Source organism: Catenulispora acidiphila DSM 44928, from assembly GCF_000024025.1.
In the GTDB taxonomy this organism is placed as follows: Bacteria; Actinomycetota; Actinomycetes; order Streptomycetales; family Catenulisporaceae; genus Catenulispora; species Catenulispora acidiphila.
In genome coordinates, this window is record NC_013131.1 from 10426426 (window position 1) to 10445698 (window position 19273).

General features: G+C 70.3%; 21 protein-coding genes, 1 tRNA gene and 1 other RNA gene. 9 read left to right on the forward strand and 14 right to left on the reverse strand.

Features of this window, described 5'->3' with window-relative positions; all coding sequences use genetic code 11:
* Nucleotide 1 precedes the first annotated feature (1 nt).
* Nucleotides 2-781 carry an MBL fold metallo-hydrolase gene (locus CACI_RS44580; protein ID WP_015797553.1) on the forward strand — a complete coding sequence of 260 codons (780 nt, stop codon included), beginning with the start codon at nt 2-4 and terminating at the stop codon, nt 779-781.
* Between the two features lie 53 nt (nt 782-834).
* Here the strand turns inward: CACI_RS44580 and CACI_RS44585 are convergent, their stop codons facing one another.
* Nucleotides 835-1533, reverse strand: coding sequence for a phosphatase PAP2 family protein (locus tag CACI_RS44585; RefSeq protein ID WP_015797554.1), 699 nt, complete (start codon nt 1531-1533; stop codon nt 835-837).
* 164 nt (nt 1534-1697) lie between these two features.
* Between CACI_RS44585 and CACI_RS44590 the strand changes: the two genes are divergently transcribed.
* Genes CACI_RS44590 through CACI_RS44605 form a run of 4 tightly spaced genes read left to right on the forward strand, consistent with a single transcriptional unit; the run spans nt 1698 to nt 3686 of the window.
* Complete coding sequence (locus tag CACI_RS44590) at nt 1698-2057, forward strand: BlaI/MecI/CopY family transcriptional regulator (RefSeq protein ID WP_015797555.1); 360 nt, start codon at nt 1698-1700, stop codon at nt 2055-2057.
* Complete coding sequence (locus CACI_RS44595) at nt 2054-3049, forward strand: M56 family metallopeptidase (protein WP_015797556.1); 996 nt, start codon at nt 2054-2056, stop codon at nt 3047-3049. The genes CACI_RS44590 and CACI_RS44595 overlap by 4 nt, the downstream gene beginning before the upstream one ends.
* 9 nt (nt 3050-3058) lie before the next feature.
* Nucleotides 3059-3283 (forward strand): DUF2277 domain-containing protein, encoded by a 225-nt coding sequence (locus tag CACI_RS44600; protein WP_015797557.1) that lies wholly within the window; start codon nt 3059-3061, stop codon nt 3281-3283.
* The gene (locus CACI_RS44605) at nt 3273-3686 is read left to right on the forward strand and encodes a YchJ family protein (RefSeq protein WP_015797558.1); all 414 of its coding nucleotides are present in this window, start codon (nt 3273-3275) and stop codon (nt 3684-3686) included. The genes CACI_RS44600 and CACI_RS44605 overlap by 11 nt, the downstream gene beginning before the upstream one ends.
* A gap of 31 nt (nt 3687-3717) precedes the next feature.
* Here the strand turns inward: CACI_RS44605 and CACI_RS44610 are convergent, their stop codons facing one another.
* The 9 genes from CACI_RS44610 to ffs all read right to left on the reverse strand — a co-directional run bounded on the left by CACI_RS44610 (nt 3718) and on the right by ffs (nt 12608).
* Nucleotides 3718-4917 (reverse strand): hypothetical protein, encoded by a 1200-nt coding sequence (locus CACI_RS44610; protein ID WP_015797559.1) that lies wholly within the window; start codon nt 4915-4917, stop codon nt 3718-3720.
* Complete coding sequence (locus CACI_RS44615) at nt 4914-5432, reverse strand: SigE family RNA polymerase sigma factor (protein ID WP_015797560.1); 519 nt, start codon at nt 5430-5432, stop codon at nt 4914-4916. The genes CACI_RS44610 and CACI_RS44615 overlap by 4 nt, the downstream gene beginning before the upstream one ends.
* A 275-nt stretch (nt 5433-5707) precedes the next feature.
* On the reverse strand, nt 5708-6769 hold the full coding sequence (locus tag CACI_RS44620) for an aspartate-semialdehyde dehydrogenase (RefSeq protein ID WP_015797561.1): 1062 nt from the start codon (nt 6767-6769) through the stop codon (nt 5708-5710).
* Nucleotides 6766-8034, reverse strand: coding sequence for an aspartate kinase (locus CACI_RS44625; RefSeq protein WP_015797562.1), 1269 nt, complete (start codon nt 8032-8034; stop codon nt 6766-6768). The genes CACI_RS44620 and CACI_RS44625 overlap by 4 nt, the downstream gene beginning before the upstream one ends.
* A 172-nt stretch (nt 8035-8206) precedes the next feature.
* A complete protein-coding gene (locus CACI_RS44630; RefSeq protein ID WP_015797563.1) occupies nt 8207-8743 on the reverse strand; it encodes a DUF5063 domain-containing protein in 537 nt (178 codons plus the stop codon).
* Complete coding sequence (gene recR / locus CACI_RS44635; RefSeq protein WP_015797564.1) at nt 8736-9335, reverse strand: recombination mediator RecR; 600 nt, start codon at nt 9333-9335, stop codon at nt 8736-8738. Before recR ends, CACI_RS44630 begins: the two co-directional genes overlap by 8 nt.
* Nucleotides 9336-9355: 20 nt before the next feature.
* Nucleotides 9356-9700: a YbaB/EbfC family nucleoid-associated protein gene (locus CACI_RS44640; RefSeq protein WP_041540840.1), complete on the reverse strand. Its 345-nt coding sequence runs from the start codon at nt 9698-9700 to the stop codon at nt 9356-9358.
* A gap of 235 nt (nt 9701-9935) precedes the next feature.
* Nucleotides 9936-12476: a DNA polymerase III subunit gamma and tau gene (locus CACI_RS44645; protein WP_041540841.1), complete on the reverse strand. Its 2541-nt coding sequence runs from the start codon at nt 12474-12476 to the stop codon at nt 9936-9938.
* A 35-nt stretch (nt 12477-12511) separates the two neighbouring features.
* Nucleotides 12512-12608, reverse strand: an RNA gene (gene ffs, locus CACI_RS47320) — signal recognition particle sRNA small type.
* 53 nt (nt 12609-12661) lie between these two features.
* On the opposite strand from ffs, the gene CACI_RS44650 reads away from it, so the two are divergent.
* A tRNA-Ser gene (locus CACI_RS44650) sits at nt 12662-12746 on the forward strand.
* A gap of 231 nt (nt 12747-12977) precedes the next feature.
* Here the strand turns inward: CACI_RS44650 and CACI_RS44655 are convergent.
* From CACI_RS44655 to CACI_RS44670, 3 genes are all read right to left on the reverse strand, one after another.
* On the reverse strand, nt 12978-13475 hold the full coding sequence (locus CACI_RS44655) for an FBP domain-containing protein (RefSeq protein ID WP_015797567.1): 498 nt from the start codon (nt 13473-13475) through the stop codon (nt 12978-12980).
* Nucleotides 13476-13642: 167 nt separating this feature from the next.
* A complete protein-coding gene (locus CACI_RS49450; RefSeq protein ID WP_041540843.1) occupies nt 13643-15154 on the reverse strand; it encodes a hypothetical protein in 1512 nt (503 codons plus the stop codon).
* 38 nt (nt 15155-15192) lie between these two features.
* Entirely contained in the window at nt 15193-15714 is a 522-nt protein-coding gene (locus CACI_RS44670) for a SigE family RNA polymerase sigma factor (protein ID WP_015797569.1), read from the reverse strand.
* Between the two features lie 186 nt (nt 15715-15900).
* Between CACI_RS44670 and CACI_RS44675 the strand changes: the two genes are divergently transcribed.
* The 3 genes from CACI_RS44675 to CACI_RS44685 are packed head-to-tail and all read left to right on the forward strand — an operon-like array spanning nt 15901 to nt 17843.
* Nucleotides 15901-16197, forward strand: coding sequence for a type II toxin-antitoxin system VapB family antitoxin (locus CACI_RS44675; RefSeq protein ID WP_015797570.1), 297 nt, complete (start codon nt 15901-15903; stop codon nt 16195-16197).
* Nucleotides 16194-16490 (forward strand): LppU/SCO3897 family protein, encoded by a 297-nt coding sequence (locus CACI_RS44680; protein WP_015797571.1) that lies wholly within the window; start codon nt 16194-16196, stop codon nt 16488-16490. Before CACI_RS44675 ends, CACI_RS44680 begins: the two co-directional genes overlap by 4 nt.
* Nucleotides 16491-16538: 48 nt before the next feature.
* Nucleotides 16539-17843, forward strand: coding sequence for an MFS transporter (locus CACI_RS44685; RefSeq protein WP_015797572.1), 1305 nt, complete (start codon nt 16539-16541; stop codon nt 17841-17843).
* Here the strand turns inward: CACI_RS44685 and CACI_RS44690 are convergent.
* Nucleotides 17774-19249, reverse strand: coding sequence for a CCA tRNA nucleotidyltransferase (locus tag CACI_RS44690; RefSeq protein ID WP_015797573.1), 1476 nt, complete (start codon nt 19247-19249; stop codon nt 17774-17776). The genes CACI_RS44685 and CACI_RS44690 overlap by 70 nt on opposite strands.
* Between the last annotated feature and the right edge of the window lie 24 nt (nt 19250-19273).

The following is a 19273-nucleotide window of genomic DNA, read 5'->3' on the forward strand; positions in this document are numbered from 1 at the left end:
CATGGCGAATCCGCAGACCTTCACGGTCCGCTACCTCGGCGGCCCTTCGGCCCTGCTCGACTACGGCGGCGTCTCGATCCTCGTGGACCCGACCTTCGACCCGCCCGGCGACTACCCCATCGGCCAGCGGGTCCTGACCAAGACCGCCGGCGCCGCCCTGACCGCCGACGAGGTCGGTGCCGTGGACGTGGTGCTGCTCTCCCACGACCAGCACCCTGACAACCTCGACCACGGCGGCCGCGACTACGTCGACACCGCCCGCACCGTCCTGAGCACGCGCTCAGCCGAGGAGCGCCTGGGCGGCGCGGTGCTGGGCCTGCCGAACTGGGTGAGCCAGGAGTTCGACCGCCCCGGCGGCGGCACCGCCCTGGTCACCGGGGTCCCGGCGCTGCACGGCCCGGAGGGCAGCGAGTCCGTGGTCGGCGAGGTCACCGGCTTCGTCCTGACCGGCGAGGACCTGCCGACCGTCTACATCAGCGGCGACAACGCCTCCCTGGACCGGGTCCGCGAGATCGCCGCCCGCTACGCCCCGGTCGAGGTGGCCCTGCTGTTCGCCGGCGGCGCCCGCACCCCGCTGCTGGACTTCGCCTACCTGACGCTGACCAGCGCCGAGGCCGCCGAAGCCGCCGGGATCCTGCAGGCCGGCGCCGTGGTCCCGCTGCACTTCGAGCAGTGGGCGCACTTCAGCGAGGGCGGCGAGCAACTTCAGCAGGCGTTCGCGGCGGCGGGCCTGAGCGAGCGGCTGCGGCTGCTCAAGCCGGGCGAGTCGACGGGGTTCTGAGCCGGCCGGGGTTCCGAGCCGGCAGAGTTCCGAGCCGGCAGGGCTCCGAGCGCCTAAGCGACCGACGCGGTCTCGGGGACGGACGCCGGACCCGGGACCGGCCCGAACCTGTCCAGCAGCGGCACCCGGTACAGGTTCGGCGCGATCCAGACGTGCCACAGACCGAGCACGAAGACGATCGCCGAGCTGCTGACCAGGAAGGATCCGAGCACGTCCAGCGGGTAGTGCGCGCCAATGTAGAGCCGGCTGAAGGCCACCAGCAGCGTCCACAGCGTGGCGAGCACGACCGTCAGCCCGAACCACCGGGTCCGCGCCGCCAGCAGGCACACCGCGACGGCGAGCGAGAAGGCGAACGAGGTGTGCCCCGAGGGGAACGAGTTCGACCCGGTCTCCGGCGCCAGCGAGTACAGGACCGGCGGCCGGTGCCGGGCGACGATGATCTTCGCGATCTCCGAGCTGTTCCAGCCGACCGCGATCACCAGGAACGTGGCGCAGGCCTGCACCGGATTGCGCCGCCAGAGGAAGAACAGCGTGATCAGCACGATGATCGCCAGTCCCCCCACCGGCGAGGCGAGGTTCGCCAGATCCAGCATCGCGCGGTTCAGCCAGCCGGTCCGCAACTCCTGGATGTGCCCGTCCCACGACAGCTCCGTGCTCCGCGTCAGCGAGGTGTGCGCGGCGGTGAGACCGACGGCGAGCGCGGCGGCGAACAGCGCCACCGCGATCACCAACCAGTGGCGTACCTTCGGCATCGCGGATACTCCTACGATCGGGGGATGCAGTCCATGGGCTGTACGGGTGAGACTGGTGAACGCCCGGTGAACGAGGCGTTCTCGTCCGAGAATCTACTACAAGCTGTAGCATCAATGTGGACGACACCCCGTCCGCTGACCCGGACGTGTGAGGAGACCCCCTGATGGCCACCGGACGCAGACCCTCCGGAGCGCTGGAGCAGGAAGTGCTGGCCACGCTGTGGGCCGCGGGCCGTCCGCTCACTCCGGCCACGGTCCAGGAGCAGGTCGGCGGCGACCTCGCCTACACCACCGTGAAGACGATCCTGGACCGGCTGCACGAGAAGAAGATGCTCACACGCGTACGCGAGGGGAAGGCATACGCCTACACCCCCGTCGTGGAGCAGGCCGATCTGGCCGCCGAGGCGATGCGCGCCGCGCTCGAGGGCAGCATCGACCGCCCGGCCGTGCTCTCGAAGTTCCTCGGCGAGATCTCCCCCGACGACGCGGCTGTGATCCGCGAGTTGCTGGGCGACTCGCCATGAGCGTCAACGTCTACCTCCCGCTGCTGGCCGCCGTCGCGCTCGGCGCCGCCGGTCCGGCTCTGGGCCGCCGCCTGCCGCCGGCGGTCGCCACGGTCCTGCTCACCGCCGCCGCGCTGGTCACCAGCTTCACCTCGCTCGCCTCGCTGGCTCTGCTGACCGGGGTCGTCGTCCTGCGCATCCCGGAATTCGCCGCCGAAGGCCGCCTGTCGGACGCCGTCCTCATGCACGGTCCGGTGACTCCGCTGGAGGGCGCCGTCGCGGGCACGGCCCTCCTGGCCCTGCTCCCCTTCGCGATCCGCGCCGGCATCCGCCTGTGGCGCGAGTCCGCGCGGACCTACCGCCTGGCCAAAGCCTTCTCGGCGCATCCGGCGAGCATCGCGGTCATCCAGGACCCGCGCGCCCAGGCCTTCGCCGTCCCGGGGATACCGTCCCTGCCCGGCCACGCCGCGATCCCGACCCGCATCGTCGCGACCGACTCGCTGCTGCGCACCCTCAACGAGGACCAGCGCCGCGCGATGTTCGCCCACGAGCAGGCGCACCTGCGCCGGCGGCACCACCTCTACCTGCTCCTGACCAACCTCGCCGTGGTCGCGAACCCGCTGCTCTGGCGGCTGCCGGACGCGGTCACCGAGGCCACCGAGCGCTGGGCCGACGAGGACGCCGCGGTCGCGGTCGGCGATCGGGAGGTCCTGGCACGGGCTCTCGGCCGCGCCGCCCTGTCGAACCTCCCCCGCACCGTCCCGGCGATGGCCCAGGCGCATGTGGGCAAACGCGTCCGCGCGCTCATGGCGCCTCCTCCTCCGCGCCGCCGCGTACTGGCCGCACTGGTGGGATTCGCTATAGCGGCGACGGTATTCGCCTCCATCGACTCCGCCCGAGAGACGGAGGACTTCTTCGACAACGCTCGGGACGCCTGGCACGTCGCCCACGAGCACCCCGTCGCGGAGCACCCGCAGCTCGTCGTCAGCCCGACCGTCGGCGGCCGGGATTAGCCTGAAGACATGTGCCGATCGATTAAGACCCTGCGCGAGCCCTACGTGGAGAACCCGACCTCCGAGGACGTCCACGCCGCAGCGCTTCAGTACGTCCGCAAGATCAGCGGCTTCCGCGCGCCGAGCAAGGCCAATACCGAGGCGTTCGAGCAGGCTGTGGCTGCCGTCGCGGCGGCGACCCAGGACCTCCTGGACCATCTCGAAGTCCGTAAGCAGGCGCCGAGTGCCGCGTAGAGAACGCCGGGGCGGAAACGCTAAGGCGATTCCCACTACGTGTCCCTGCGGAGCGGGAAAGCCATATGCCGACTGCTGTGGCCCGCTGCACTCCGCACGCACTACGGCGACGACAGCGGAACAACTCATGCGTTCCCGCTATAGCGCCTTCGCCGTACAGGACGCCGCGTACCTGGAGAAGACGCACCACTCCTCGACGCGCCCGGCATCAGTCGAGTTCGAGCCGAAGCTCCGCTGGACCGGTCTGGAGATCCTGGGCACCACCGGCGGGACGGCGTTCCACACCGACGGCACCGTCGAATTCATCGCGCACTACACGGAGTCCGGTCGCGCCGGCTCTATGCGGGAGAACAGTTCCTTCGTCCGCGAAGACGGGAACTGGGTCTACCTAAGCGCCCTATAGCGAACCGGCGAATCGCTTTGCTTACCTCTCCTCAGGACGTCGACGTCGACGTGGCCGCCGACGTCGGCTGCGCCACCATCCGCTGCCCCGGCGCCGCGAAGTACGCCGTGGCATAGACCGCCGCCCCGCAGTCCGCCCGGAAGCTCACGCTCTGCGTCGGCTGCGACCCGTACACCGAGTAGAGCACCGAATAGATCGACGCCCCCGGCACGGACGACGAGGCCGGCGTCCCCGACGGCGTCGGCTGGCTCGACGGTGACGACGTCGCACCGGTCGGCGTCGGACCCGCCGAGGACGCGGTCTGCGTCGGGCTGCCGGTCGACGGCGGCACGGAGGTCGGCGCGTTCGTCGGCGGCGGACTCGTCGGGCACGTCCGGGGGACCCACGCGAGCTGGAACTCGAACCGCTCGCCCGGCTGGAGCACCAGCGTCTGACCGGCCGGGACGGCCAGCAGCAGCGGCGCGACTGTCTGATCCGCTGGGTGGACCTGGATTTTCGCCGGCGCGCCACCGGCACCGGTGACGGTCAGACCCGGCATCCCCTCCAGCGTGCAGACCGCTTTCGCCGTCCCCTGGAAGGTCTCGTAGGTGACGCCTCCGGTCGTGCTGTTCTGAGTGGCGGCCACAGACGTCACCGTCGAGTTCTGACACAGCGGTGCCAGCGGGCTGCCGGTCGCCGTGATCGACGGCGTCGTCGCGGACAGCGGTGTCGTCGTGCTCCCCGGCACCGAGGCCGGCGAGGACGGCGTTTCGGTACCCACCGATCCACCGCTGGACATGTCCTGGCCGCCGACGGGTGTCCCCGGGCCGTGGCCGGAACCGCCGCCCGGCACGTCGTTCGTCGCCGTCGACATCAGGTTGCCGACGGCGGTGCCGCCGGTTTCCGAGGGCCCAGAGTCGAAAGAGCTGCGCGCGGCCAGCGTCGCCCCGGCGCTCACCGCGAACACCGAGACAGCTGTCGCCGCCAGAGCAGCGTGCCGCCGTCGGCGCCGCGCAGGAACCGCGCGCCGCAGATACTCCAGCGTCCCCGGGCCCGGTTCCAACCCGGCGACGGCTTGCTGGAAGCGCTCCCGCAGAATCTCGCTGATCGCATCCAGGCCGTCGTTCAGACCATCGTCCGAGCCATCGCCTGGCGACTCCGAACCCTGCTGTCCGTTGGCGAAAGGTGTGCCCGGCTCCGATTCCCCGTCCGGCGGCCGCGGCGCCCTGTCGTCCTCGTGTGGCGCGCTCACCGGAACGCCTCCATCCGTACCCGAAGGGCCTCGATCCCGCGAGACCCATAAGCCTTGACCGACCCGATCGAGATCCCGAGCAGGTCGGCGACCTGCGCCTCGGTCAGGTCCGAGAAATAGCGGAGCACCAGCACCTCGCGCTGGCGCCGCTGGATGCCCCGCAGGGCGTGGATCAGGGCGTCCTTCTCCAGCAGTTCATAGGCGCCCTCCTCGGCGCTGGCCATGTCCGGCATCGGCTTGGGCGCCAAACGCATGCCGATCAGGCGCCGGCGCAGGGCCGAGCGGGAGAGGTTCACGACCGTCTGGCGCAGGTAGGCCAGGACCTTGTCGGAGTCCCGCACCCGCGAACGCGCGCTGTGCACCCGGATGAACGCCTCCTGCACCACGTCCTCGCACGAGGCGAGATCGTCCAGCAGGAGCGCGGCCAGCTTCAGCAGGGAGCTGTAATGGTCGCGGTACGTCTGCGTGAGCAGGTCGACGGTGACGTCGCCGGTCTCTCGGTCAGACGCCACCACTGCCCCACCCGTCCACGACGGCGACGTCAACACTCCAGCGGTCACAGTGGTTAGACACGGAGCACCCCCGCAGAGTTGTACCGCCTACGAGGGTGTTCCGACAGGCACATACCTCTATTCCTACCCGATGTGCCGACCGCGGGCGGTGCCGGTTCGCAAAATCGCGGGCTGAGCAGGGGCCGGGGGGAATACCAACCCTGAGACAGTCGCGCCGGTCATCGTGGACCGGCGCGACTTGCGACCGAGGAGCAGACGAAGGACAGTGCCGATCCGCCCTAGCTCTTTCCGCTCAGCTCCGCCGCCACGACCTCGGCGATCTGCGCGGTGTTCAGCGCGGCGCCCTTGCGCAGGTTGTCCCCGCACACGAACAGCTCCAGCGACTTCGGGTCGTCCAGCGTGCGTCGGATGCGGCCCACCCACGTCGGGTCGGTGCCCACCACGTCCGCCGGGGTCGGGAACTCCCCGGCCGCCGGGTCGTCGAGCACGACGACGCCCGGGGCGGCCCGCAGTATCTCGTGCGCGCCGGCCACGGTGACCTCGTCCTCGAAGCTGGCGTGCACCGAGACCGAGTGCGTGGTGACCACCGGGACGCGCACACAGGTCGCCGAGACCCGCAGGTTCGGCAGACCCAGGATCTTGCGCGACTCGTTGCGGATCTTCAGCTCCTCGGAGGACCAGCCGTCCTCCTTCAGCGAGCCGGCCCAGGGCACCACGTTCAGCGCCAGCGGCGCCGGGAACGGGCCCAGGTCGCCGACCACGCCGCGCAGGTCGCCGGGGTGCGTGCCGAGGTTGGTGCCGGACACCTTCTCCATCTGCGCGCGCAGCGTGTCGATGCCGGGCTGGCCGGCGCCGGAGGCCGCCTGGTAGGAGGCGGCCACGACCGAGGCCAGGCCGTAGCGCTGGTGCAGGGCGCCCAGGACCACGATCATCGACAGCGTCGTGCAGTTCGGGTTGGCGATGATGCCCTTGGGCCGGTTGCGCGCCGCGGAGGCGTTCACCTCCGGCACGACCAGCGGCACCTGCGGATCCATCCGGAACGCGCCGGAGTTGTCCACGGCCACCGCGCCCTTGGCCGCCGCGATCGGCGCCCACTGCGCCGAGACCTCGTCGGGCACGTCGAACATCGCCACGTCGATGCCCTCGAAGGCCTCCTCGGACAGCGCCACGACCTCCAGCTGCTCGCCGCGGCAGGCGAGCTTGCGGCCGGCGCTGCGCGGCGAGGCGATCAAACGGATCTCGCCCCAGACGTCCTCGCGGGTGGACAGCAGGTCGAGCATCACGGTCCCGACCGCTCCGGTCGCCCCCACGACCGCCAGGGTGGGCTTCTTACCAGTCATCGGCCGGTGCCTCCGTAAACCACGGCTTCCTCGCCGTCGGCATCCAGGCCGAAGGCGGTGTGCAGTGCGGCGACGGCGTCCTTGACGACGTCGGCGCGGCAGACCACGGAGATGCGGATCTCCGAGGTCGAGATCATCTCGGCGTTCACGCCGACGTTGGACAGGGCCTCGAAGAACACCGCGGTGACCCCGGGGTGGGACTTCATGCCCGCGCCGACCAGCGACACCTTGGCGATCTGGTCGTCGAACAGCAGCGACTCGAAGCCGATCGCCGGCTGCACCTTCTGCAGCGCGGTGATCGCCCGGCGGCCGTCGGCGACCGGCAGCGTGAAGGAGATGTCCGTCCGGCCGGTCGCGGCGGCCGAGATGTTCTGCACCACCATGTCGATGTTCAGCTCAGCGTCGGCGATGGTGCGGAAGATCTGGGCGGCCACGCCCGGCTTGTCGGGCACGCCCACCACCGTGACCTTCGCCTCGCTGGTGTCATGAGCGACGCCGGCGATGATGGCTTGCTCCACGGTCTCTCCTTCTTCTCTTGCGCGGACCCAGGTGCCCTCGTGCTGGGCGAACGAGGAACGGACATGGATCGGGACGTTGAACCGGCGCGCGTACTCCACGCTGCGCAGGTGCAGGATCTTCGCGCCGGACGCGGCGAGTTCCAGCATCTCCTCATAGGTGACCCGGTTCAGTTTGCGGGCCTTGGGCACCAGCCGCGGGTCGGCGGAGAAGACGCCGTCCACGTCGGTGTAGATCTCGCAGACATCGGCACCGAGGGCGGCGGCCAGCGCGACCGCGGTGGTGTCCGAGCCGCCGCGGCCCAGCGTGGTGATGTCCTTGGTGGTCTCCGAGACGCCCTGGAAGCCGGCCACGATGGTGATCGCGCCCTCGTCCAGCGCCGTGCGCAGCCGGCCCGGCGTCACCGAGGTGATGCGGGCCCGGTTGAACGACTGGTCGGTGATCACGCCGGCCTGCGAGCCGGTGTAGCTGCGCGCGTCCCCGCCCATGGAGTTGATCGCCATCGCCACCAGCGACATCGAGATGCGCTCGCCGGCGGTGAGCAGCATGTCGTACTCCCGGCCCTCCGGGATCGGCGAGACCTGCTTGGCCAGGTCGATCAGCTCATCGGTGGTGTCGCCCATCGCCGACACCACGACGCACACCTCGTGCCCGGCCCGGCGGGTCTCCATGATGCGTTTGGCGACACGCTTGATGCTCTCGGCGTCGGCAACGGAGCTGCCTCCGTACTTCTGGACGATGAGGCCCACGCGGTGTCTCCCTGGAGGTGAGGCGGTGTGCGGTACGAAGGCCGCCCGCAGGCGGCCCGCCGCCTTCGAGTCTAATCGGGGCCGCTGAGACTCCCCTGAGCTTTCACCATGTGGGACCGGCCGCCACCGCAGGTCAGGCGGCCGGTCACGGACAGAGCGGGGAAAAGCGCGCTCAACCGGTGGTCGCGCCGAGCCGGGAGCGGGCCACCACCGACAGCAGCGCCCGCTGCACCGCCGAGGCCGCCGGACCCCAGCTGGACAGGTAGGAGAACTGCCACCACCACAGCGCTTCAGTGACGCGCTCGGCCTTGTAGTGGGCCAGGCCGTGCGCCAGGTCCGCGCAGACCAGGGCCAGGTCGTCGGAGATGCGCCGGGTCTCGATCTCGGACTTCGGCGCCAGCGGGTCGAACACCTCCTTGTAGGTGTTCACCGGCTTGAGCAGCGCGTTCAGCTTCTCCCGCAGCTCGTCCAGGTCCGGGTCGGGACCGGCGTCGGTCTCGAAGCGCTCGTCGGGCACCACGTCCCGGATGGCGCCCAGGCGCCCGCCGGCCAGCAGCAGCTGCGAGGTCTCCAGGAGCAGGATCGGCACGCTGCTGTCCGGGGCGTCGCCGCGCGCCACCGCGCGTACCGAGAGCAGGAAGGAGGTGACCTGGTCGTGGATCTCGATCGCGAATTCCGACAAATCGTCGGAGGTCATCGGTTCAGACATCGAGCTGTCTTCTCCCCTCGAACGCCCGGCCGAGGGTGACCTCGTCGGCGTATTCCAGATCCCCGCCCACCGGCAGGCCCGATGCCAGCCGGGTCACCCGCAGCCCGAGGGGTTTGATGAGCCGCGCCAGGTACGTGGCGGTGGCCTCCCCTTCCAGGTTCGGGTCGGTGGCCAGGATCACCTCGGTGATCACGCCGTCGGCCAGCCGCTTGAGCAGTTCCTTGACCCGCAGGTCGTCCGGGCCCACGCCGTCGATCGGCGAGATGGCCCCGCCCAGCACGTGGTAGCGGCCGCGGAACTCGCGCGTCTTCTCCACCGCGACGACGTCCTTGGACTCCTCCACCACGCACAGGCTGCTCGGATCGCGCCGGGGATCCCGGCAGATCTTGCACTCCTGCTGCTCGGCGACGTTGAAGCAGACCGCGCAGAACCGCACCTGCTCCTTGGCCCGGATCAGGACCTCGGCCAGCCGCCGCACGTCTGCGGGGTCGGCCTGCAGCAGGTGGAAGGCGATGCGCTGCGCCGATTTGGGCCCGATGTTGGGCAGATGGCCGAGCTCGTCGATCAAATCCTGGACCACACCCTCGTACATGGCAGAATCCCCGACTCGCCTCAGCCGAACAGATTGCCGAGGTTGCCCAGGTCGGGCATCCCGCCGCCGGCCAGCGGGCCCATCTTGTCCGCGGCCAGCTTGTCCGCCGCCGCGCGCGCGTCGCGCACCGCGGCGATCACCAGGTCGGCCAGCGTCTCGGTGTCCTCGGGGTCGGCGGCCTCGGGCTTGATGTCCAGACCCACCAGGTCCCCGGTGCCGGTCACCTTGGCGGTCACCAGACCGCCGCCGGCGCTGCCGGAGACGATCGTGCGCTCCAGTTCCTGCTGCGCCTCGACCATGCGCTGCTGCATCTGCATGGCCTGGCCGAGCATGCCCTGCAGGTCCATGCCGCCGAGGTCCGGCATCCCGCCACCGGGCCCGGTCTCATCGGGGAAAGCCACTGTGGGTGCTCCTGTTCCTGCCGCTGTACGCCGCTATGTGAAGTCGTACTCGACCATACGCGCTCCGGGACCGACCCGGCCAATACCGCGTGTCCCGGTCGAGAACGGCCCGGGTCGGGCCGGGTGGGGGCTGGCCGGCCCGGGGTGATCTTGGTTATCCGGTGGTCGGAGCCGGTGTAGGACCGCTCAGCCGCACCGCTCAGTCCTCGGCGTCCAACCGCTGCGCGCCGAGTTCCCGGACGACGAGTTCGTGGGCTGAGGCGTTGTCCTCGGCGAGGACCTCGTCGTCGTCGGAGACGACATCGTCCTCGGGACGGACCACAGGGGTCGGGGGTGGCGGCGGCGATGCCGGGGGCGCCGGGGCGGCAGCCGGCTTCTGCTGCGCCTGTGAGGGTTGTTGAGCTTGGTGCGCGGACGACGCCGGGGCGGCGGCACGCGGCGGCTCGGGCTCACGCTGCGGGGGCGGTGACGGCTGCGAGGGCTGGGACGGCTGCGACGCCGCCTGCTGAGCCTGCGAGGGCTGATACGAGCTCGGCGGCGGAGGCATCTGCGCCGGGGGCGGCGGCGTCATGGAGACGCCCGGCGCGACCTGCGTCCCAGGGGTCTGCGACGGATCGACGATCGCGTCGACCTGCCACTGGAAGCCGAACATGTCGCGCACGGCCTGGCGCAGCGTGTCGGAGGTCCCCCGGCTCACGAAGCGGTCCCGCGCGCCGGCGCTGACGAACGCCACCTGCAGGCGGTCGCCGTCCAGGCCGAGCACCTGCGAGTTCTGACTCAGGAGCATCCAGCTCACCCGGCCGTCGCGGCGCTTGACCTCCTCGACCAGGTCCGGCCACATGCGGCGGATGTCGATGCCGGCGGGTGCGGCGCCGCCTGGTGAAGGCGGTGAGGGCTGGGGCTGCGGTTGGGGGACGGCGGCTGGAGTCGGAGCCGGCTGGGGAGCGCTGGGTTCGTCCGCTGCCCATGCCGGAGGTTCGGGGACGCTGGCGCTCGAGGGTGCGGTGGCGTCGGCGGCCCAGGAGGGTGCGCTTTCGGAAGACGGTCCGGGCCCGGCGTTTGCCTGCTGGCTGGCACCGGCGTTCGGCGCGCCTGATTCCCACGGCGGTGTGCCGAGGGCGCCCTGGCTGGTAGCGGCAGCAGGTCCGCTGCCAGTGCTGCTCGGCTCAGGGGCATTGGCGTTGGCGTTGTTATTGGCGTTGGCATTGGCGTTCGCGGCAGCCGGCGCGCCAGCGCCCTGCTCCCACGGCGGTGTCCCCAGCGGACCGGCCGCCGGGTTCGGCGCACCTCCACTGTTCGCCGCGGACTGCTCAGCCCCGCCGCCGCTGTTCGCCGCAGACGGGCCGCCGCCCTGCTCCCAAGGCGGCGTTCCGAGACTGCCCCCGCCAGTTGCCTGCTGATTGTCCGGAGCATTCTGCGGATTCCCACCGCTCGGCACCGAACCGGCCGGTACCGAAGCGCCAGCGCCTGCACCCGCAGCGCTCGGCCGGCGCACCGGCGGCTCGTCGTACTCGTCCTCCACCACGCGCGGCCCGCTGCCCATCGGCGCCATCGGCGCGGGGGCGGCGGCGCCGAGCACCACGCCGCGCCGCTCCAGCCGGTCCACCCGCGCGACCAGGCCGCGCTCGGCGTCGTCGGCGCCGGGCAGCAGCACGCGGGCGCACACCAGCTCCAGCAGCAGGCGGGGCGCGGTGGCGCCGCGCATCTCGGTCAGCCCGGTGTTCACCAGGTCGGCCGCGCGGGACAGCTCGGAGGCGCCGAAGGACCGCGCCTGCCCGGCCATCCGCTCGAACTGGTCGTCGGGCACGTCGATCAGGGCCCGGGCGGCTCCGGCGTCGGTGACCGCGTTCAGGACCACCAGGTCGCGGAAGCGCTCCAGCAGGTCGGTCAGGAACCGCCGCGGATCGTGCCCGCTCTCGACGACCTGGTCCACCAGGCCGAACACCGCGGCGCCGTCGTTCCCGGCGAAGGCCTCGACCAGCCGGTCCAACAGCGCGGCGTCGGTGTAGCCGAGCAGCCCGGTGGCCATCGCGTAGGTGACGCCGTTCTCGTCGGCACCGGCCAGCAGCTGGTCCAGCACCGACATCGCGTCCCGCGCCGATCCGGCACCGGCCCGCACCACCAGCGGCAGCACCTCCGGCTCCACCTTGATGCCCTCGCGGGCGGTGATGTCATTCAGGTGCTCGCGCAGCACGCCGGGCGGGATCAGCCGGAACGGATAGTGGTGCGTCCGGGACCGGATGGTCCCGATCACCTTCTCCGGCTCGGTGGTGGCGAAGATGAACTTCAGATGCGGCGGCGGCTCTTCCACGACCTTCAGCAGGGCGTTGAACCCCGCCGAGGTCACCATGTGCGCCTCGTCGATGATGTAGATCTTGAACCGGGACGCCGCCGGCGCGAAGAAGGCCCGCTCCCGCAGATCGCGCGCGTCGTCCACCCCGCCGTGCGAAGCCGCGTCGATCTCGATCACGTCGATCGACCCCGACCCGCCGTTCGCCAGCTCCACACACGACCGGCACGTCCCGCACGGCGTCGGCGTGGGTCCCTGCTCGCAGTTCAGGCAGCGCGCCAGAATCCGCGCACTGGTGGTCTTGCCGCACCCCCGAGGCCCGCTGAACAGGTAGGCGTGGTTCACCCGACCGTTCCGGAGCGCCTGCTGCAGGGGTAGCGTCACGTGCTCCTGGCCGACGACCTCCTCAAAGGTCTCGGGCCGATAGCGGCGATACAGCGCGAGGGACACGTAGCAAAGGTAGCGGCTGACACCGACAACCGGACAAAAAAGAACTCCCATGCACCCGCCAGAGCACACCGACCCTTGCTGCCGTCAAGCCCTGGGGGAGTTGAGTGTGATGACGCCGCATGGGAGTCCGAGGACAAGCATATAGGAGTGCGGACCCATCCCGAGAGTCAGGTATGCTTCTCGGCGGAGGATTCGCCTAGTGGCCTAGGGCGCACGCTTGGAAAGCGTGTTGGGGGCAACCCCTCACGAGTTCAAATCTCGTATCCTCCGCCTTCGCCCAGCTGGGCGTGCACGAGGGCCCGGACCGACGGTCCGGGCCTTCGTCGTTTTCGCGTCGGATCCGGGGGACTCGCGCGCGCCGGCGGGGAGGTCGGCGGCTTGGCGAATGTGATGCATCTCGCACTGGGCGTGTCGGCGGGCGGCCGAAAGCGGTGGCTCCACACTTTCGGGTGACGGGGTGTTCGGGTGACCGGGTGGCTGAGCGACTTCTTCGCAGTGGCCTCACACGCCGAGCCGCGCCAGGAACTCCTCGAGCTTGCCGGCCATGCGTCCGACCTGCTCCTCGACCTTCAGGGTCTCCTCGAGGCGGTCGCCGGCCGCGCCGGGTGATTTCACGCCGCGGATGTACAGGGAGCACGCGAGGTCTGAGCAGAGGTAGAGGCCCACCGAGTTGCCCTGGCGGCCGGCGTCTCCTGCCTTGCGGCCGGTCATCAGCGACACGCCGCCGCCGGCGTGTGTCGTCAGACACAGTGAGCACAGGTTGCGGCGCAGGAAGCCCTTGCGGCTTGCGGCGCTGCGCAGGGTGACGCCGGTCAGGCCGTCGCCGCGCGGGGTCACGAGGTAGGCGCGGTCCTGGGCGCCGAGGTCGCGCCAGCCGAGGAAGTCGAGGTCGTCCCAGGGGGTCTGCGCCAGGTCGCGGGGCATGGGGATGCGCTTGGCCTCGCCTTGGGAACAGTTGGCGAAGCTGGCCCGGATGGCGTCTTCGGTGAGGGGGTGCATGAGATCGAGCTGACCATGACCGGGCTCCGGTCGGCAAAGCGGATTTGCCGGTGTCTCAGCAACGCCCCGCGCAAGACGATGTCCGTGGCGATATTCATGGCGATGTTCATGGCGATGCCCGGACCCAGCGAAGGCCCGGGCACCGCCGCGCTGCGACAGACAGAGCGCTACTGAAGTGCCGCCAGCAACGACTCCGTCGTCGTGATCGCGGTCAGAGCCTGACCGTTCTCCACCGCGGTCAAGAACTGGTCCCGGCTCACCTGCAGCGGCGCGTACGGGGCGCGCGACAGTGTGGGCATCGCTCCGGTCGCGGTCACCGGCTGGCCGGGTTGGCCGGGCCGGTAGCTCAGCGGCTCTGACGACAGCGTCATGGTCAGCACCGGCTTGCTCAGGTCGTCGGGCAAGAACACATAGCTGTCCACGAGCGGGGTGTCCGAGGAGGTGGCCGAATCGCTGTTCGGATACGTCTCATTGATCATCAGTGTCCCGCCCGGCACCGTCCTGCGGGTGCAGCTGTCGCCCGCCTCGCAGGTCCCGTATTCCCGCTGCCGGTCCGCGGCGTCCAGGACGAATGCCGTCCAGTTCAGCTGGTCCGTGCCGGTCGGTCCGGTCAGATACAGCCGCGGCAGGGTCTCGGAACTGTCGATGCCGGCCTTCACCCCGGGCGGAAGCGCCGCCCCGGCCGCCGCGGCGATCCGGTCTCCGGCGGCGGCGACCTGTGCCTTCGCCGCCGGTGCGATCGCGGTCCGGTAGTCCAGCAGATACTCCAGCCCGTGCAGTCCCGGTCTGCTCAGCATCGCGACGAGGTCGTCGTTGGACATCAGCAGCCCAGAGGGGTCGGAGACCGGGATCTCGGGCACGGGGGGCGGCCACGGGATTCCGGGCTCGACGTCCGCCGGCGCGCGGTCCGCGTACCGGATCGGCGCGATCGCCGTCTCGATCTGAAACTCGAACGCGTACTGGGTGCGATCAGCCGGGACGAACAACATCGACAGTGATCTGCTCACGACGGTCTTCTCAGTGCCGGGCTTCAGCGCGTCCACCGCCACGCCGATGTGCCGCAGCTGATCGGCCGCGGTGTAGACGTGCTCGTCGAGGTAGATGGTCCCGCCGTCGGCGATCCTGGTCTCGCAGGTGCCTCCCTCCTGGCAGGCGAACTTGCGGATGGCTGTGTCCTCCGCCGGTGCCCGACCGACCCACATCGCCGCCAGGTTCGATCCGCTCGGTCCGGACAGGACGCCGCTCATCCGGTTGATGAAGACCGTGTCGTCGTGCATACCCACCTGCCCGAAGGCGATCCCCGCCGGCAACAGCGGCTGTAGCGCCGCGGGCAGCCGGTTCTTGAGGTCCTGCATCTTGTCGATGCTGGCCGGCCCTGGGCCGAAGCCCAACGGGCCGCTCGGGGGCGCGTAGACCGGCTCCGAGGAGGTCGCCGGGGTCACCGGGGTCGGATTCCGGTGCCTGGCCGGCGTCGCTCCGGTCACCGCGGTGAACGTCCCGATCACGGCCAGCACGCTCAGCACGGCACCGCACGCCGCCCACCTCCGGTTCCGGCGCCGGGCGGCGTCCCCGCGGGCGATGGACCCGCTCGCGAGGTCGCGCATCGGCGGCTCGGCGCCGGCGAAGGCCGAGTCGAGGAGACCGCGCACGGCGCCGTCTCCGTGGTCTTCGACACTCATGTCAGGACTCATCTCAGGTCCGCTTTCCTCACTCCTGCTCACGATCGGCCCGGCCCGTCGGCGACCCCGGCCAGCGACGTCCGCAACAACGCCAGCCCGCGGCTGGCCATGCTCTTCACCGAACCCTGGGAGATGTCGAGGATCCCCGCGGTCTGCTCCACGCTCAGGTCCTCCCAGTACCGCAGCACCACGACCGCGCGGGTCCGGGGAGGCAGGCACTTCAGCGCGTCCAGCACCGCGAGCCGGGTCTCGGTGTGCTCCGGCGGCGCGGGGTTCTCGGGGAGGTGTTCCACGGGCACCGTGTCCAGGCGCGACTTTCTCTTGGAGTCCAGAAAGCACCGGTAGACCACGTGCCGCGCATAGGCGCCGGGGTTGTCCGCGTCGCGGACCCGGTTCCAGTGCCGGTAGATGCGGTCGAACGCGATCTGGACGAGGTCCTCGGCGAAATGCCAGTCGCCGCACAGGAGATAGGCCGACCGCCGCAGGTGGCTCTGGCTGGCCACCGCGAACTCGCGGAACTCCTCCCGCGTATCGGGGTGCTCGGCAGAGCGACTTCCCATATGGAGTCTCACGTGAGTGTCGACTCACATGTTCCGCGAGCAGGTTCGTCAGCGGAGCGAGATTTCGCGCGCACCGTCCCGAACAGCCTCGGGGACATCACATTCCGGACCCGTTCCGTCACGATTTTGTGTCCTCTTTGCCGATCGGGCGCCGCCTCCCCGAGCGGCTCCGGCTACCCTGGTGCCGTGATCTTCAAGCGCATCGGCGAAGGGCGGCCCTACCCCGACCACGGACGCTCCTTCAAGGAGTGGGCCGAGGTCGCCCCGCGCCAGATCCGCTTGGATCAGCTCATCACCACGAAGCGCCACCTGGACCTGGACGCCCTGCTGTCCCAGGACTCCACCTTCTACGGCGACCTGTTCGCGCATGTCGTGCACTGGCGGGGCGGCTATTACCTGGAGGACGGCCTGCACCGCGCGGTGCGCGCCGCGCTCCAACAGCGCACCGTACTGCACGCACGGGTGCTGGACCTCGAGGGATGAGGAACCGCGCAGCCACCCTCACCGGTGCTGTCGCCGTCATAGCGATCCTGGCAGGCGTGCTCTGGTACGCGAACCGCCCCGCGCCGTCGCCGGCGAAAGCGGGCGACTGCATCACGGCGCCCTCCGGCGGCAGCTTCAAGACCGTCGGCTGCACCGACCACGGCGCCGCCTTCAAGGTGGCCGCGGTACTCGCCACCGGCGACAGCAACGGCTGCGATGCCTACCCAGCAGTGGTCATGTCCGTCGTGGACGAGAACCACACCAAGACCCTGTGCCTCGACAGCGCCAAGTAGAAGTCCGGCTGCGGGCGCCGAAGGCGTCTGGCGCATTACGCTGCGAAGGTGAGTGATCTCCGGGAGTTGCTGCGATCGGGGCTCTTCCGGCGGCTGTTCGCGACCCGCCTGATCGGCCAGTTCGGCGACGGCGTGTTCCAGGTGGCCCTGGCGGCCTTCGTCGTGTTCTCCCCGCAGAAGGAGGCGACGGCCGCGGAGGTCGCGAAAGCGTTCGCGCTTCTGCTGGTCCCCTTCACGGTCATCGGGCCGTTCGCCGGAGTCTTCTTGGACCGGTGGCGCCGTCGGCAGGTGCTGCTCTACGCCAACGTCATGCGCGCCGGGATCGTGCTGATCGTGGCGGCCCAAGTCCTCGCCGGACACAGCGGAATCCTCTTCTACGCCTCCGCTCTAGGGGTTCTCAGCTGCAACCGCTTCATCCTCGCCGGATTGTCGGCCGCTCTTCCACAGGCTGTGGATAACAAACGGCTCGTCGTCGCCAACGCGGTCTCGCCGACCGCCGGAACACTCGCCGCGACCCTCGGCGGCTCCGTGGGAGTCGTGGTCCGCGCACTCGTCGGATCCGGGGACAGAGCCAACGCCCTCATCCTCGTCGTCGCCGCTGTCCTCTATATGGCGGGCGGTCTAGTAGCCCGCACCATGAAGCGCGACTCCCTGGGTCCGGACCAGAGCCCAGGAACCTCCACATGGAGCGAGCTGAAGGTCGTGGCGCGCGGACTAGTGGAGGGCTTGGAGCATCTGAAGGAACGCAAGCCCGCGGCCGCGGCGCTGGCCGCGATCACCGCCAACCGCTTCTGCTACGGCCTGACGACCATCATGGTCCTGCTGTTGTTCCGCAACACCTTCAACGACCCGCAGGACACCAACGCCGGTCTGCGCGGCTTCGGAACAGCGGTCGCCGTCTCCGGATTCGGCTACTTCATCGCCGCCTTCGCCTCGCCGATCATCTTGCGCCACGTGAGGTTCTCCACCTGGATCACGGTCTGCATGATCGGATCCGGGGTCGCGCTGGCCGCCTCCGCCGGCTGGTGGCGCGTCGTCCCGCTGCTGATCGGCGCGCTCGTCCTGGGGTTCCTGGCGCAGGGGCAGAAGATCTGTACCGACACCACTGTGCAGCGCAATGTGGAGGACTCTTATAGAGGACGCGTGTTCTCGCTCTACGACATGCTCTTCAACGGCGCGTTCGTCGCGGCGGCCGCTGTGGCCGCCGCGACGCTGCCGGCGTCCGGGAAGTCGACGGCGCTCCTGTACGCGACCGTCGCCGTGTACCTGGTGACCGGAATCGCTTATGCCTGGTTCCGCGCGGCTTCCCGCTCGGCCCACCACGACCGCAGTTCCGTCTCCGCCGTCTCGTGATCCAGCGGACCGCGGTCCATACGCAGCTCCAGCAGGTGCTTGTACGCGGCTCCGACCTCCGGTCCCGGCTTGATCGCGAGGATCTGCATGATCTCGTTGCCGTCCAGGTCCGGGCGGATCGAGTCGAGCTCCTCCCGCTCGCGCAGCTCGGCGATGCGGCGCTCCAGGTCGTCGTAAGCGTGCTCCAGCATCAGAGCGCGGCGGCGGTTGCGGGTGGTGCAGTCCGAGCGCGTCAGCTTGTGCAGCCGCTCCAGCAGGGGACCGGCGTCGCGCACGTAACGGCGTACCGCGCTGTCCGTCCACTCCGCCTCGCCGTATCCGTGGAACCGCAGATGCAGCTCCACCAACCGCGAGGTGTCGTCGATGATCTCCTTGCTGTACTTCAGTTTCCGCAGCCGCGAGGCCGTCATGTGCGCGCCGACGACCTCGTGGTGGTGGAACGACACGCCGCCGCCGGGCTCGAAGCGCCGGGTCTTCGGCTTGCCGATGTCGTGCAGCAGCGCGGCCAGGCGCAGGATCAGGTCCGGGCCGTCGGTCTCCAGATCGATCGCCTGCTCCAGCACCGTCAGGGTGTGCTCGTAGACGTCCTTGTGCCGGTGGTGCTCGTCGATCTCCAGGCGCAGTTTGGGCAGTTCGGGCACCACGATATCGGCCAGCCCGGTGTCCACCAGCAGCGCCAGCCCGGCCCGCGGGTTCGGGGCGAGGAGCAGTTTGGAAAGCTCGACCTGGACCCGCTCGGCGCTGACGATGGTCAGGCGCTCGGCCATCTCGGTCATCGCGGTGCGGACTTCCGGGGCGACGTCGAAGCCGAGCTGCGCGGCGAAGCGCGCCGCGCGCATCATCCGCAGCGGGTCGTCGGAGAAGGACATCTCCGGGGTGCCCGGCGTCCGGAGCACGCCGGCACCGAGGTCGGCGAGTCCGCCGTAGGGATCGACGAACTCGAAGTCCTCCGGATCGGCGCTCAGCCGCACCGCCATGGCGTTCACCGTGAAGTCGCGGCGGAACAGGTCGTCCTCGATCGAGTCGCCATAGGCCACCTCGGGCTTGCGCGACTCGCGGTCGTAGGCCTCGGAGCGGAAGGTGGTGATCTCCAGCTTCGCGCCGGCCTTCTGCGCGCCGACCGTGCCGAAGGCGATGCCGACGTCCCAGACCGCCTCGGCCCAGCCCTGCATCAGTTTCAGCACCTGCTCGGGCCGGGCGTCGGTGGTGAAGTCCAGATCCTCGCTGAGCCGGCCCAGCAGCGCGTCCCGGACCGGACCGCCGACCAGGGCCAGGCTGTGACCTGCGGCAGCGAACCGGCCGGCCAGCTCGCCCAGGACCGGCACGACTCGTAGCAGTTCTGTTACCGCCGCCCGCTGTGCCTGGTCAAGGTGCGGTTCCGGGGGTCGCCGGTGGTCGGTGTGCATGGTGTCCGAGTTTACGTGTCGGGG

Coding starts and splice junctions, on each gene's coding strand:
- CACI_RS49450 (WP_041540843.1), bottom strand. CDS start 15,154: ATGAGTGTCGAAGACCACGGAGACGGCGCCGTGCGCGGTCTCCTCGAC.
- CACI_RS44580 (WP_015797553.1), top strand. CDS start 2: ATGGCGAATCCGCAGACCTTCACGGTCCGCTACCTCGGCGGCCCTTCG.
- recR (WP_015797564.1), bottom strand. CDS start 9,335: ATGTACGAGGGTGTGGTCCAGGATTTGATCGACGAGCTCGGCCATCTG.
- CACI_RS44640 (WP_041540840.1), bottom strand. CDS start 9,700: ATGCCGGACCTCGGCGGCATGGACCTGCAGGGCATGCTCGGCCAGGCC.
- CACI_RS44630 (WP_015797563.1), bottom strand. CDS start 8,743: ATGTCTGAACCGATGACCTCCGACGATTTGTCGGAATTCGCGATCGAG.
- CACI_RS44600 (WP_015797557.1), top strand. CDS start 3,059: ATGTGCCGATCGATTAAGACCCTGCGCGAGCCCTACGTGGAGAACCCG.
- CACI_RS44585 (WP_015797554.1), bottom strand. CDS start 1,533: ATGCCGAAGGTACGCCACTGGTTGGTGATCGCGGTGGCGCTGTTCGCC.
- CACI_RS44590 (WP_015797555.1), top strand. CDS start 1,698: ATGGCCACCGGACGCAGACCCTCCGGAGCGCTGGAGCAGGAAGTGCTG.
- CACI_RS44670 (WP_015797569.1), bottom strand. CDS start 15,714: ATGGGAAGTCGCTCTGCCGAGCACCCCGATACGCGGGAGGAGTTCCGC.
- CACI_RS44595 (WP_015797556.1), top strand. CDS start 2,054: ATGAGCGTCAACGTCTACCTCCCGCTGCTGGCCGCCGTCGCGCTCGGC.
- CACI_RS44680 (WP_015797571.1), top strand. CDS start 16,194: ATGAGGAACCGCGCAGCCACCCTCACCGGTGCTGTCGCCGTCATAGCG.
- CACI_RS44620 (WP_015797561.1), bottom strand. CDS start 6,769: ATGACTGGTAAGAAGCCCACCCTGGCGGTCGTGGGGGCGACCGGAGCG.
- CACI_RS44655 (WP_015797567.1), bottom strand. CDS start 13,475: ATGCACCCCCTCACCGAAGACGCCATCCGGGCCAGCTTCGCCAACTGT.
- CACI_RS44690 (WP_015797573.1), bottom strand. CDS start 19,249: ATGCACACCGACCACCGGCGACCCCCGGAACCGCACCTTGACCAGGCA.